Source organism: Mycoplasmopsis agalactiae 14628, assembly GCF_000266865.1.
Classification (GTDB): Bacteria; Bacillota_I; Bacilli_A; order Mycoplasmatales; family Metamycoplasmataceae; genus Mycoplasmopsis; species Mycoplasmopsis agalactiae_A.
Genome location: NZ_AJPR01000004.1, coordinates 57,710 through 71,585 on the forward strand (window position 1 = coordinate 57,710; position 13,876 = coordinate 71,585).

At 31.8% G+C, this 13,876-nt stretch carries 8 protein-coding genes, 2 tRNA genes and 1 pseudogene; 4 read left to right on the forward strand and 7 right to left on the reverse strand.

Annotated features, from left to right (window positions below; genetic code table 4):
• Positions 1-37: 37 nt before the first annotated feature.
• From MAGB_RS01145 to rpsL, 4 genes are all read right to left on the reverse strand, one after another.
• Positions 38-2,080, reverse strand: coding sequence for a 5'-nucleotidase C-terminal domain-containing protein (locus tag MAGB_RS01145; protein WP_004023998.1), 2,043 nt, complete (start codon positions 2,078-2,080; stop codon positions 38-40).
• Between the two features lie 157 nt (positions 2,081-2,237).
• A complete protein-coding gene (gene fusA / locus MAGB_RS01150) occupies positions 2,238-4,331 on the reverse strand; it encodes an elongation factor G (RefSeq protein WP_004023999.1) in 2,094 nt (697 codons plus the stop codon).
• Positions 4,332-4,360: 29 nt separating this feature from the next.
• Positions 4,361-4,831 (reverse strand): 30S ribosomal protein S7, encoded by a 471-nt coding sequence (gene rpsG, locus MAGB_RS01155; protein ID WP_004024000.1) that lies wholly within the window; start codon positions 4,829-4,831, stop codon positions 4,361-4,363.
• Between the two features lie 30 nt (positions 4,832-4,861).
• Positions 4,862-5,275 (reverse strand): 30S ribosomal protein S12, encoded by a 414-nt coding sequence (rpsL, locus tag MAGB_RS01160; protein WP_004024001.1) that lies wholly within the window; start codon positions 5,273-5,275, stop codon positions 4,862-4,864.
• Positions 5,276-5,596: 321 nt separating this feature from the next.
• Here rpsL and MAGB_RS01165 point away from each other — a divergent pair, with 321 nt between their 5' ends.
• The 4 genes from MAGB_RS01165 (at position 5,597) to MAGB_RS01180 (ending at position 8,849) form a co-directional block, all read left to right on the forward strand.
• Positions 5,597-6,814, forward strand: a complete 1,218-nt coding sequence (locus tag MAGB_RS01165; protein ID WP_004024002.1) for a trigger factor-related chaperone — start codon at positions 5,597-5,599, stop codon at positions 6,812-6,814.
• Between the two features lie 37 nt (positions 6,815-6,851).
• Complete coding sequence (locus tag MAGB_RS01170; RefSeq protein ID WP_004024003.1) at positions 6,852-8,465, forward strand: ABC-F family ATP-binding cassette domain-containing protein; 1,614 nt, start codon at positions 6,852-6,854, stop codon at positions 8,463-8,465.
• A gap of 192 nt (positions 8,466-8,657) precedes the next feature.
• Positions 8,658-8,744: transfer RNA gene (locus MAGB_RS01175), tRNA-Leu, on the forward strand.
• 29 nt (positions 8,745-8,773) lie between these two features.
• Positions 8,774-8,849 (forward strand) — tRNA-Lys (locus MAGB_RS01180).
• Positions 8,850-8,939: 90 nt separating this feature from the next.
• Here MAGB_RS01180 and MAGB_RS01185 read toward each other — a convergent pair.
• The 3 genes and pseudogenes from MAGB_RS01185 to MAGB_RS04630 all read right to left on the reverse strand — a co-directional run.
• Positions 8,940-10,772: an ABC transporter ATP-binding protein gene (locus MAGB_RS01185; protein WP_004024004.1), complete on the reverse strand. Its 1,833-nt coding sequence runs from the start codon at positions 10,770-10,772 to the stop codon at positions 8,940-8,942.
• Between the two features lie 11 nt (positions 10,773-10,783).
• Complete coding sequence (locus MAGB_RS01190) at positions 10,784-12,568, reverse strand: ABC transporter ATP-binding protein (RefSeq protein ID WP_004024005.1); 1,785 nt, start codon at positions 12,566-12,568, stop codon at positions 10,784-10,786.
• 781 nt (positions 12,569-13,349) lie between these two features.
• Positions 13,350-13,876: pseudogene (locus MAGB_RS04630) on the reverse strand (MAG6090-like repeat-containing lipoprotein); the annotation flags it as partial.

A 13,876-nucleotide genomic window follows, 5' to 3' on the forward strand; every position in this document is an offset into this window, starting at 1 on the left:
AAACAAAAAGCAGGGCGTCCTGCTTTTTTACTTTTTGTTACTTGGTGTGTTTTACTTCAATATTCTTTGGTGAAACTTCTTTATAATCATCTATCTTACGTTTTCCAAAAGGATTTGTTGATGACTGATCTGCAGTTCCAGTAATTAATTGACCAAACTTAATATAGCTTTCTAAAATGTCCCCGCCTTCGAATACACTCTTAGCCTTTTCAGGGTGTTTAACATAGTCAAGCATTTCATAGCCGTCGCCGCCAATTAAAATAAAGTCGTTTGTGACAATGTAATAATCTTTATCTTTTTCAACTTTTTTATTATTTATCATTACACTGTTTTCGTCTAATTCATAAATAAATTTGTCGTTTTTGGTGTCTTTATAATTTATTTTAGCAGTAACATTATGTGAATATTGAGCATATGCTCCAGAGAACACTTTTGAAGCTCCGTGCTTCATAGCTTCAAGTAAAACGCTTCCTTTTACTTGAACAGCAGCAATTCTGTTACCAAAAGGTGAAATTCCTAAAAGATCAGCTCTCTTAATATCTCCAGATTGAGTATCTTGACGCAAACCACCGCCATTTACTAATCCAATTACATTATCTTCGTTAAATTGAACAACTTGTCCATTAACGTTAGGATTATTTTCAATAAAGTCATAAACAGCAGCGTCAGCAGCAAAAGTACCTAAATTAGTTTGTTGAGCTCTACCTCTTCAAATTGGAATTTCTCTTTGGCCATTTCCTGGCTTAATCTTAACTTCTTCAGTATGTTTAAATTCAACACTTGATTTAAATACAACTTTATCATTAACAGCGTCAAATTTTTCTTTTAGTTTGCCAATCATGTCTTTAATAGATTGGATTGAATTTTCCTTGCCGCCAAGTAATTCAGTGTACTCAATTGTTCTTAAGTGTTGTTTAACTTCGCTAACTTTTCCAGTTTTAGTATCAACAACTAAATCTAGTTCGCTTAAGTATCTTGTGTAACACTCTGCCTGAGTTAAAAATCCTTTTTCTTCATCTTTACGTTCAATATCGACTCTTGTGTGTGAGTGACCATCAAGTACTAAGTCAACACCATCAACATTTTTAGTAAACTCTCTTGAATCTCATCTTGTATCAGGTCTATTAACTCCTAAGTGAGTTAGAGCAACTATGAAATTAACGCCTTTAGATTTGAGTTCCTCAACAGTTTTCTTACCTGATTCAATTGGATCTAGGAAAGTAACATGCACTGAGTTCTTAGGATTACTTGTTCATTGAGTATCAGGAGTAGTAATACCCATAATGCCTACTTTGATGCCTGAATCTAATGTTTTAATAATGTATGGAGTAAATACTTTTTCGCCTTTGACAGCTAATTTGCCATCTTTTGTCTTAATTTTTTCACTAACAGCTTTTTCATTTCAAACTATATTAGCTGATAAAAATGGCATTCCAGCAGTTTCTCTTTCGATGTTAAACATGTGTTCTAAGCCATAGTCAAATTCATGGTTACCGATAGCTACTGCTTGGTAATTCATTTCTTTAGCAACTTTTGAAATAGTTAAACCTTTGTCTGAATCTGATAAAGGAAGACCTTGAATTAAGTCACCAGCTGAAAGCAATAAGTCTCTGTCAAAGTCTTTATTTAAAATTTCAGCTAGCCCTTGCATGCCTGAATAGTTATTAAATTTACCATCATCAAACACTAAACGGCCATGTTCATCATTAGTGTGAACAATCTTAACAACTTGTGTTCCAAAGTTCTTTTGAGCCCTTTTTAAATTCTTAAACTCATCGTTGGCTTTTTTCCTTAAGCCCTGTAAAATAGGAGTTCTGGTCTTGACCCATGCATCTTTTTCAGCTATTAATTTTTGCTTTTGCTCTTTTGAGATATCCTTAGCATTAATAGCTTTTTTCTTTTCAACTAATTCTTTAATATCAGCATTAACTGCTTTATTAAATTCCCCAAAAGCATATTCATAAACTGCTCTAGCTTCTGCAACTCTTTTTGGTGAAGAAACTTCACAAGTAGCTGCAATCGTTGGAATAGCTGCTAAAGTAGATACAGTTCCTAGACCTAAAATAAATTTTCGCTTCATAATCCCTACCTTTAATTAATATAAATTTTCAAAAAAAATTTATATGTATAAATTCTAAACAACTTTAGAATATTTGAAAACTTAGATATGAATTGTTTCATTTATTAAGCTTGTAAATGCATAAAAAACACTCCGAATTAGAGTGCTTTTTAAATAATTAATCTTCGTCTTTAAGCTGAATATTACGTTTTTTAATAATTTCATCAGCTATATTTTTAGGACATTTTTCATAGTGGTGGAATTGCATTTGGTAATTACCACGGCCAGCTGTCATACTACGTAAGTCAGTAGCATAACCAAACATTTCGCTAAGTGGTGTTAAACAACGTAAAATGTGAGCACCATCATTTCTTAATTCACTTTCTTGAATTTGACCTCTACGACGAGTAATGTCGCCCATTACATCACCATAGTAATCATCAGGAATGATAACTGAAACGTCCATAATAGGTTCTAGTAGAACTGTTCCAACTAAATCTTTAGCTTTGGTCAAAGCTTTAGATGCGGCTATTTTATAGGCTAATTCAGATGAATCGACATCGTGGTATGAACCATCAAATAATGTAGCCTTAATGTCAATCATTGGATATCCAGCTAATATACCACTAGCCATTTTGTCTTCTAAACCTTTTTGAATTGGCTTAATGTATTCTTTAGGTATCTTACCACCAACAATCTTGTCAACAAATTCAAAACCTTTGTCTGGATTAGGTTCAAATTTAATTCAAACATGACCATATTGACCTTTACCACCAGATTGCTTAATGTGTTTGCCTTCAACATCAGCACTCTTTGTAATTGTTTCACGGTATGAAACTTGAGGAGCACCAACTTTAGCTTTAACACCATGTTCTCTCTTTAAACGGTCAACAATAATGTCTAAGTGTAACTCACCCATACCTGCAATAATTGTCTGACCTGTTTCTTCATCAGTGTAGGTTCTAAATGTAGGGTCTTCCGCAGCTAATTTTTGTAAACCTAAAGCTAATTTTTCCATAGCATCTTTTGATTCAGGTTCTAGTGCTTGTGAAATAACTGGTTCAGGGAAAACCATTCTTTCTAAAACAATTTCAGGAGCTTTTTCAGCGATTAATGTATCACCTGTTGTTGTACCTTTAAGACCAACAGCAGCAACTATATCACCTGCATTAGCTTCGTCAATTTCACTACGTGAGTTAGCATGCATTAAAATTAGACGACCAATTCTTTCTTTGGTGCCTTTAGTTGAGTTATATACATAACTACCTTTTTGTAAAGTACCAGCATAAAGTCTAATGAATGTTAATGAACCAACAAATGGGTCAGTCATAACCTTGAATGCTAAACCTGTAAAAGGATAGTCATCAGTTGCAGGAACGTCAACTTCTTCATTTTCGCCTTTATGTGCTTTTGCTGCAGGAATATCTAGTGGTGATGGAAGATAGTCAACAACGGCATCAATCATTTTCTTAACACCTTTGTTTTTAAAGCTTGTTCCACAAACTGCAGGGAAAAATTCAGAAGTTAAAGTTGCTTTACGAATCATTGCTTTAAGTTCATCTAAAGTAGGTTCAACACCGTCTAAAACTTTCATCATGAACTCTTCGTCATATGTTGCAACAGCTTCGATTAATTCTTGTCTTTTTTCTTTTGCTAAAGCTTGTAAATCAAATGGAATTTCAATTTCCTTAGCATTTTCTTCAGGTTTTCCATCGTATTCATAAGCTTTCATTTCCACAAGGTCAACAATACCTTTGAAATCACTTTCTTGACCGATAGGAATTTGAATTGCTACTGCATTAGCATTCAATCTTGTCTTTACAGACTTAACTGAAGCAAAGAAATCTGCACCAGCTTTATCCATTTTGTTAACATAAATAAGTCTTGGAACTCTGTATGTTGTAGCTTGTCTTCAAACAGTTTCAGTTTGTGGTTCAACACCAGATTGTGCATCTAGCACAGTAACAGCACCGTCTAAAACACGTAATGAACGCTCAACTTCAACAGTAAAGTCAACGTGGCCTGGAGTGTCAATAATATTAATTCTTTTGCCTTTTCAAAATGCTGTTGTAGCAGCAGAAGTAATTGTTATCCCACGTTCTTGTTCTTGAGCCATTCAGTCCATTTGTGAAGCGCCATCATGTGTTTCACCAATTTTGTGAATTTTACCTGTATGTAATAAAATTCTTTCAGTAGTTGTTGTTTTACCAGCATCAATGTGAGCCATAATACCGATGTTACGGTAATCTTCTAATTTATATTGTCTAGCCATAAATTCCTAAAGTAAAATAATTTATAAAACTATCATCTAAAGTGAGCAAAGGCACGGTTAGCTTCAGCCATTTTGTGTGTGTCTTCACGTTTTTTGATAGCTCCACCTGTTTTGTTTGATGCATCAATAATTTCGTTAGCTAATCTAACATCCATTGTTTTTTCATTTCTTAGACGAGCATACTGAACTAATCATCTAAGAGCTAGTGTTTGTTTTCTTCTAGCAGAAACTTCAGTAGGAACTTGGTAGTTTGTACCACCAATTCTTCTGGTTCTAACTTCTAATTGAGGAGTAACATTGTCAATTGCAGCTTGGAATACTTCCATTGGGTCTTTTTGTGTTTTTTCTTTAACTAAGTTAAATGCTGAATATAAGATATCTTGTGCTAATGATTTTTTACCGTCAAGCATAATTGTGTTAATTAATTTAGTAACTAATACAGAATTAAAAACTGGGTCTGCTAGCACTTTTCTTATAGGTGCACTATGTTTTCTAGACATTTTTTACCTCTTTCTAAATTAATTTCTAAATTATTTCTTTTCTTTTTTAGCGCCGTATAAACTACGACCTTGCTTACGGTTTGCAACACCAGCTAAATCTTGTGTTCCACGCACTATGTGATATCTAACACCAGGAAGGTCTTTAACTCTTCCACCACGAATAAGCACAACTGAGTGTTCTTGAAGGTTGTGTCCTTCACCCCCAATGTATGCTGTAATTTCCATTCCATTTGATAATTTAACACGAGCATACTTACGAGATGCTGAGTTAGGTTTTTTAGGAGTCATAGTAGCAACCCTAGTACATACACCACGCTTAAATGGTGCAGGTAATTTACGAGCTGACTTAGTTAAAGTATTAAAACTAAGATTCAAAGCAGGAGCATTTTGCTTACGTACTTTGTTTTCTCTACCATTAACAACCAATTGATTTGTTGTAGGCATTTTGCTTTCCTTTCATTAAATTTTTAAATGTCCTAAATTCTGACCTATATAAAATATAAGTGCAACTAATTATATAACAACTTAGCCGTGTGTTTCAATTTTTTTATTTTTTTTATTTATTTTGTCTTATTTGCACTATTTAAAACAACAGCTTTAATGCATTAAAAATGCCAAAAGCTTTATAAATAAGCCTTTTTAGTAAAATTCTTCCTTCTTTTATCTTTTGCAAAATAACTGTTGAAAAATTCAAGATTTAAAATATAATTTAAATATTATTTTTTACTGTCTTATTATAGACAAAAATTAAAAGTAGGTTTATAGATGATTAATTATAAAGAGAAAAAAGCAAACATTATTTTAGATTCTAAAAGCTGAGAAACTAGCAAAACTAAGTCAATTATTGAGCTAACTTCACAAGGCAAAAAATCAACCTTAAATGATGTTGAAATGTACACAATTGATAAAATTATAAATAGTAAGTTAAATGAACTGTTTGCTCAATTACGCCAAGAAGATCCTAATTTTGTAGCTATTCCACCAATTATTGTAGTTGATGGACCTAATAAAAATGGTGTTAAAATTGACATAACAATAACTCATTATCCTTCTGAAGAAATTCTAAAAGTTAATTATTCTAATTTAGATATAGATTTTACTTATAAGCCTGTTCCAAAGGAGTTTTTGGATAGCTCTTTTGACAAAATTATTGCTGAATATCCAATTTTAATTTCAGCTGATGATGCTATAGTTGAAGGTGATGTAGTAACTTGAAATGCAACTAGAAGTTTAAAAAACGAAATAATTGGTGAAGATAAAGAAATTCGAACAAAGGCAGAAAAAACAGATAAATTTTCACTTAACAATGAAATTATCGGCCATAAAGTCAATGAACAATTTCAAGCAACTGCACCTGATGGTGTAACATTCTTTATAACAATTTTGGACATTAAGCGTCCAGTGCCTACCAAACTAACTGATGAAAATATCCATTTAGCTATGCTTCCTGGTATTAATTCTTTAAATGATTTTAAAGAAAAAATTGCAAGAGATACTGCTAAAAATAATGCATCAAATTTTCTCCTACGTTACTATGAAATAGCCCTTGACGCAATAGTTGAAAAAAATGAAATTAGTGTTAATGAGCAAAATATATTACACTCAACTACTAATCATATTAATGCAATTTTGTCTAATGTTGCTGATCCAACTCATAGACAAATGCTTTTTGAACAAGCTGTTCAAGAAACAGGCGAAGGCTTAAAAATTTTAAATAGAGCAAGAGGAAATTCAATTGCATCTTATCATTTAGCCCTAATTGATAATATTTTAGGCGGAAAAGAACAAATAAATGTATCTGAGGATGATATTTCTAGAGAAATTGAATACATGGACTATTCAATGTTTCCAAAGCCAGGTAACCTTGATACAGAAGAACTTTTTTCAATCATAATGCACCAAAAAATGGCCTTATATTTAATGAAAATTAACAACCCTAGTCAATATGAACTAGTTAAAGCAGACCTTGGCTTTGATATTTAGATTTTTAATAAAGTAAAAACAACTAAAAGGAGGCAAAATGTTAGAAGTTCAAAATTTGAGCAAAATTTTTAGTGACAAGAAGCTTTTTGAAAATGTAAGCTTAAAGTTTACAGCTGGTAGCACATATGGCATAATCGGGGCTAACGGTGCGGGAAAAAGCACATTTTTAAAAATTATTGCAGGCGAAATTGAACCAACTTCAGGCCAAATAATTGTCGAAAAAGGCCGTAGAATAAGCGTTTTGAGCCAAGACCACAATGCTTATGATGATATGAATGTTACTGATGTAGTTGTTTTGGGCAATGGCGATCTTTTTAAAATAAAAGAGGAAAAAGATGCTATTTATGCTAATCCAAATGCAACTATGGAAGACTATACACATGCAGGAGAATTAGAAGAAAAATTTGGTGCTCTTGGTGGTTGAACTGCTGAAAATGATGCCCAAGAACTTTTATCAGGCTTGCAAATTCCTAAAGAAAAATGAAATTCACCAATGAGCCAGTTGACTGCTAATCAAAAAATTAAAGTACTTTTAGCTAAAGCTTTATTTGGCAACCCAGATATTTTAATTATGGATGAGCCAACTAACCATTTGGATTTACGCGCTATTAAATGATTAGAAAACTTTTTAGCTGATTATGAAAATGTTGTTATTGTTGTATCTCACGACAGCGACTTTTTAGACAATGTATGCACTAATATTGTGGATATTGACTTTAATGAAGCAAAAATGTATACAGGTAACTATACTTTCTGAAAAGAAAGTAGTGAATTAGCTAGAGAATTAATGAAGCAATCTAATGCTAAAAAAGAATTACAAATTGAAAAATTAAAACAATTTATTGCACGCTTTAGTGCTAATGCTTCAAAATCTAGACAAGCTACAAGTAGGAAAAAGTCATTAGAAAAAATAACATTGGATGAAATTAAGCCTTCTAACAGAAAATATCCTTACATTAACTGAGAAGTTCACAGAGCTCCAGGTAAAGATATATTAGAAGTTGATGGCTTAACATATGTAAATGAGCAAGGTGAAACATTATTTGAAAATGTCTCATTTACCTTAGCAAGAGGCGAAAAAATGGTACTTATTGGCGATGATGACATTGCTAAAACCAAGTTTTTAGAATGCTTAATTGGCGAAACCAAACCAACCAAAGGTACTATAAAATGGGGACAAACAGTAAAATTTACTTACTATCCAAATGATAATAATAAATACTTTAATGAAAACATATCTATTATTGACTGATTAGCTAAATGACCTCCTTATAACTCAACTGAAGAAACTAAAGATGTTTCGGATCATAGAATGAGAAGCTTTTTAGGAAGAATGCTTTTTTCAAATGATTCTGTATTTAAAAAAGTGGGTATTACTTCTGGTGGTGAAAAAGCTAGATTAATGTTTTCTAGAATGATGCTTTTAGAAGCAAACTTCTTAATTTTAGACCAACCTCTTGATCACTTAGATGCTGAAAGCATTGATAGTGTTATTCAAGGGTTGCAAAACTATAAAGGTGGCTGTATATTTACTACTTACAACCGTGCTTTAGTTAATAATGTTGCAAATGTTATTTTAGAAATTGCACCAGACAAAAGCTTCATCTATCATGGTACTTTAGATGAGTATGAAAAAATAATGAATTATTAAAATGTCGCATGTCGCGATTTTTTTATTTATTTAGCTTTAAACAAATTATTGGAAGCTGTTTAGGACTATTTTATAGGCCTTAATGACAAATTGAGCATTGTTAAGTATTTAATAAAAAAATAGTAATATTTTTGTAAAAAATATTTTCTTATTTTTATTTATACTATATAATATTAATGCATTTTAAAAGATGCCCAGGTGGCGGAATAGGTAGACGCAAGGGACTTAAAATCCCTCGAACGTTAGTTCGTGCTGGTTCAAGTCCAGTTCTGGGTACCAGATGTCCGCTTTCATTAGAGGGCATAGATGCGCCCGTAGCTCAGGCGGTAGAGCAAATGGCTTTTAACCATTGGGTCAGAGGTTCGAGTCCTCTCGGGCGTACCATTTCACTAAAGTGACTATAAAACAGGCTTTCAGGCTTGTTTTTTTATTACTTTGAAATTGTAAAATAATAAAAAAATAAGCCGAAGCTTATTAACTAAATTGTGACTGATGGAGATTGTAGTAAAACCCTTGTGCTGCCATTAGTTCTTTATGATTGCCTTTCTCAATAATTTGGCCATCATTAACAACTAGTATTAAATCAGCATCTCTGATTGTACTTAGTCTGTGTGCAATAACAAATGAAGTTTTGTTTTTCATTATCGAATTTTGCAATGCATCTTGAACAATTTTTTCAGTATTTGAATCAACATTTGAAGTAGCTTCATCCAATACTAAAATCTTTTTATCGCCTAAAATAGCTCTTGTTATTGAAAGCAGCTGTCTTTCCCCTTGTGATAAGTTCGCTCCATTGTTTTCTATGACTGTTTGATAGCCGTTTTTGTAACTTTGTATAAAGTGATGAGCACTAGTTATATTAGCAGCTTCTATTACTTCTTGGTCAGTTGCACTTGGATTAGCAACCTTTAAATTATTCATAATTGTGTCATTAAACATAAATGAATCTTGTAAGACAACTGTCATTAATTCAAGTAAGTTATCTTTTGGAATTTGTTTAAGCTCTATGCCATCGATTTTAATTGATCCTGCTTCATAGTCATAAAACTTGCTAAGTAAGTTAATAATAGTTGTTTTACCAGCTCCTGTAGGGCCAACAATTGCAATAACTTGGCCAGGCTTAGCATAAAATGAAGCATTTTTTAGTTGATATTTATCTGACTTTTTGTTGTATCTAAATGAAACATTATCAAATTCAACATGACCACGCATTGTTGAAGCTTTTAAATACATTGGATTTTCGATATCAGCAGGCAATTCCAAGCCAACTAATTTAAATATTCTGTTAGTTGAAGCCACCCCAATTTGAGTTGAGAACACTATGTTGAAAAATATTTGCACAGTGCTTGTAAATGTAAACATCAGGTTAATATACCCAATAATTAAAGCAGTAACATCTTGTCCAACAACACCGACAAAATTAATGCTATTGATTTTAAAAAGCAATGAAATTGCCAAAATAATTAAAACCAAAAAGTTTGAAAAAACTACAAATCAAGGATCGAAAAACTTTGAATACACATCGCCGATAAATGATTGTTTTTTCACATTTCTTGCTATTATTTCAAAGTTGTTAAATGATTCGTTTTCTTTATCAAAAGATTGAGTTACTTTTGTATTTTTTAGCATTTCTTCAACATAAGCATTCATATCACCAAAATAATCAGTCATCTTGATATAAGGTACTCTAGCTTTAGCTAATAATAATCAGCTTAAGGCACAGAAAGCAAATGTTACAGGCAATACTATTGCCGATAAAGTAATTGAATAACAAAGCATAAAGATCACAGCAAATAATACTTTAAATATCTTTCCAGATGTTTCATTAAATAGCTGTGTCATTGTTAATGCTATATTGTTTATATCATTAGTAAGTGTAGAAATTTGGTCGCCGACTTTGTTCTTATCATGGTATGAAATAGGCATATAAAGCAAATTCTTGGATGCCACTTCTCTCATTTTTGCAGTAGTTCTAAAACTTGCTGATAAAAGCAATTTGTTTTGTATCATTCTGGTTACTAAGTAAAGTCCAAAGGATAAAGCTAAACCTACCATTGATACGATAAACATTGGCGTATTAAAAGGTGCCTTGTTAGCTATTACATCTTTAGTAAAAAACCAGCTAATTATAAGTCCAGTCATAGCTGTACCAAATGTATATAATAGAGCTTCAAAAAATGAAAGCACAAGTCCATAAATTAAGGACTTTTTTTCATTAGCTGACATGAATTTTAATGACGCTTTTAAAAGCCCAATAGTAGAGACAGTTGTGACTTTATCTTTTTTAGATTTTTTAACTTTAATCATAATTGCCTCCTTTACTGTTCTAATTGAGTTTCATATATTTGTTTATAAAATTCACATGAGTGTGCTAAATGATTATGTGTGCCCCTACTAATAATAAAGCCATTAGTTGACATTACAATTATTTCATCAGCGTTTTTAATGTTGCTAATTTTTTGGCTAATAATAATTGTGCTGCATTCATATTTTTCTTTAATGTTATCAATCACTTTTGAAGCTGTTATATTGTCTAAGGCGCTAGTTGAATCGTCCAAAATCAAAATTTTTGGCTTACGTAATAAGGCTCTAGCGATTGAAAGCCTTTGTTTTTGCCCACCAGAAAGGTTTTTTCCTCCTTGATACACCGGATGATCTAAGCCATCTTCAAATTTGCTTACAAACTCTTCAGCACAGGCATCCTTAAGTGCTTGCATTATTTCTTCATCACTAGCATCATCTTTAGCTCAAAGCATATTGCTTCTAATAGTTCCAGTGTAAAGCAAGGCTTCTTGGTGCACAATTCCCACAGTTTCATGTAGGTTTTTAGAATTAACTAAACTAACTTCTTTATTGCCAATTTTAATAGAGCCTTCTTTATATTTGTAGTTATTCACTAGAAGGTTAACAATAGTACTCTTGCCACTGCCCATTGGGCCAATTATGCCAAGACTCTTTTTATATGGCAAGCTAATATCAACATTAGCTATTGCAAAGTTTGGCGATGCATCATAATATTTGAATGATAAGTTCTTGATCTCAACATCATACTCATCAATTATTTCGCCTTTTTCAACACGCAAGTTGTCAGTTTGATAGTCATATGCTTCAATAATTCTAGTTGCAGCCACTCTTGCTCTAAATAATGAACTAAGGAATAAAAGCATCAATAATATACCAGCAGCCACTTGTCATAATAGATCTATAAACAAGTTAATATTAGTTAAAATATCTTTATTAATTTGACTGATTGTAGCATAGTAACCAGCAACTGAATAAATGCCTATCATTAGCCAGTTAATAAGCATTTGGAAAACAGGGTATGCTGTTGAGAAAATCATTGCTGACTTATATTGACTATCATATCAAGCATTATTAATATCTTTTAAAAGATTAAGTCTCTTAGTTTCTAGATTAAAAGTTTTTATAACTCTTATTCCTGAAATATTTTCGTCAACTACTTTTGTTACAGCATCAACAGCTTTTTGAGTTTGCTTTAATAATGGGCCAGTTTTTAAGCTTATAATTGTTCCCATTACTATAACAATTGGGATAATGGCAATAATACTCAATGCCATTTGTCAGTCAACTAAAGATGCAACAGTTAGTCCGCCAATAATTAAGAATATACCCTTAATCATAACTGAAGTTCCATTAACTAAAAACTCCCAAAAGATAGCTATATCATTTGAAATTCTTGTAATAATTGATTCAGCCTTTAAGTCAGCAATATTTTTAAGCGAATAGCTTTGTATTTTTTTATAAAGCGTATTACGGTAAAAGTAACTACTTCTTTCAGCAGCTAAAACAATGACTAAAGTAGAAAGAAAAGCTAATGAAGCTGTTGATATTGTTTGTAACAGTACAACAATAGTAAGTCATTTAAAAGCTTCATCATAGCTGACAAAACCAAAATCGATTCTGCCATTTAAAAAGTCCATATGATAAGGCGCTTGCCTGTCTTCTGTAAGAATTAAGTCAATATACTTTTTAATCAAAAGCGGTAGCATAACATTAAGCAAAACATAAATAAGTGTTAAAAGTGAACCAATAATAAAAACTCACTTAATTTTAGAAGGCAGTATTTTCACCATTTTCAGCATGTTTATACCCCCTTTATAATTCTTAGCCTAATTATTATTCTAAATTATAACAATAAGCAAATTTATATCACTTACATTTAGTAAAAAATATTATGCTTTTGCATTTTGTTGTCTTGTCGCTTAAGCTAACAAAAAATGCCTGATGCTAAATTACAGGCATTTAAGGTTATATAAGGTTTAAATTATTTTAGGTATTTTGTTAAATTAATTGTTTGCGTGTAAATTGTTTGGTCATATGTTCCATCTTTACGAGATAGTTTTGCTTCAATTCTATATATCCCATCGCCAATTTTTACGACTTTAACACCATTTTCACCTTCGTAATTATAGCCACCGATAGTTGGTTGATAATTATTCCTGTTATCTGTTGTGACAAACACTCTTAGAACACCTTTTAAAGTGTTATTAATTGTTAATAATTCAATATTAAAATCATAAGGCCTAATATTGTATCAACGTTGCTTGCCATGTGCAATTATATTTTGACTATAAATCTTAAGAATTCCTTCTTTGTAGTAAATTGTATGATCGAAAGCATCGATGAGTGCTTTTGCTTCAGCTTTAGTTGGCTCCTTAGCTAACTGGAATAAGGCTCCACGTTTTAAATATCTTTTTAAAATAGGCGCTCATAATAAGTCAATATCTGGATCTTTAACAAATCAATCCCAGCTTCTTGAATCGAAGATAACTGGCTCTTTAAATTCCTTATATAGTTTTTCATGTTCTTTGGCTTTTTTGATTAAGTCAGTGTATTCATCATCAAAAAGTTTTTGTGTACTTAGTGCTGAAGAGTATTCAGCAAATTTAGCTTTATTAATTCTAAGGTTTGCGTCTAGATAATCTTTAACAATCTCGTCAATTTGATCTTTAGTTAAATATGCATAAATATCTAAACCAGATTTTGAGTCTCTGTAGATTCTTGTTTTAATTCCTTCTATGGCTTTTTTATAGGCATCTTGGAATAATTCAGCTGTCATTTTTGCCGATTCTGATGAGTGTTTGTCGCCGTGTTTTTTGTATCTTTCGACAGCAGCTTTAACTAATTTTGAAAAATCATCACTGAATAATTCAACTGTTTCTTTAGCAGCTAAGTACTCTTCAAATTTAGCTTTATTGATTCTAAGGTTTTCGTTTAGATAATCTTTAATGATCTTGTCAATTTGATCTTTAGTTAAATATGCATTAATATCCAAACCTGATTTTGAGTCTCTGTAGATTCTTGTTTTTACTTCTTCTATGGCTTTTTTATAGGCATCTTGGAATAATTCAGCTGTCATTCTTGCTGATTCTAATGAGTGTTTGTCGCCG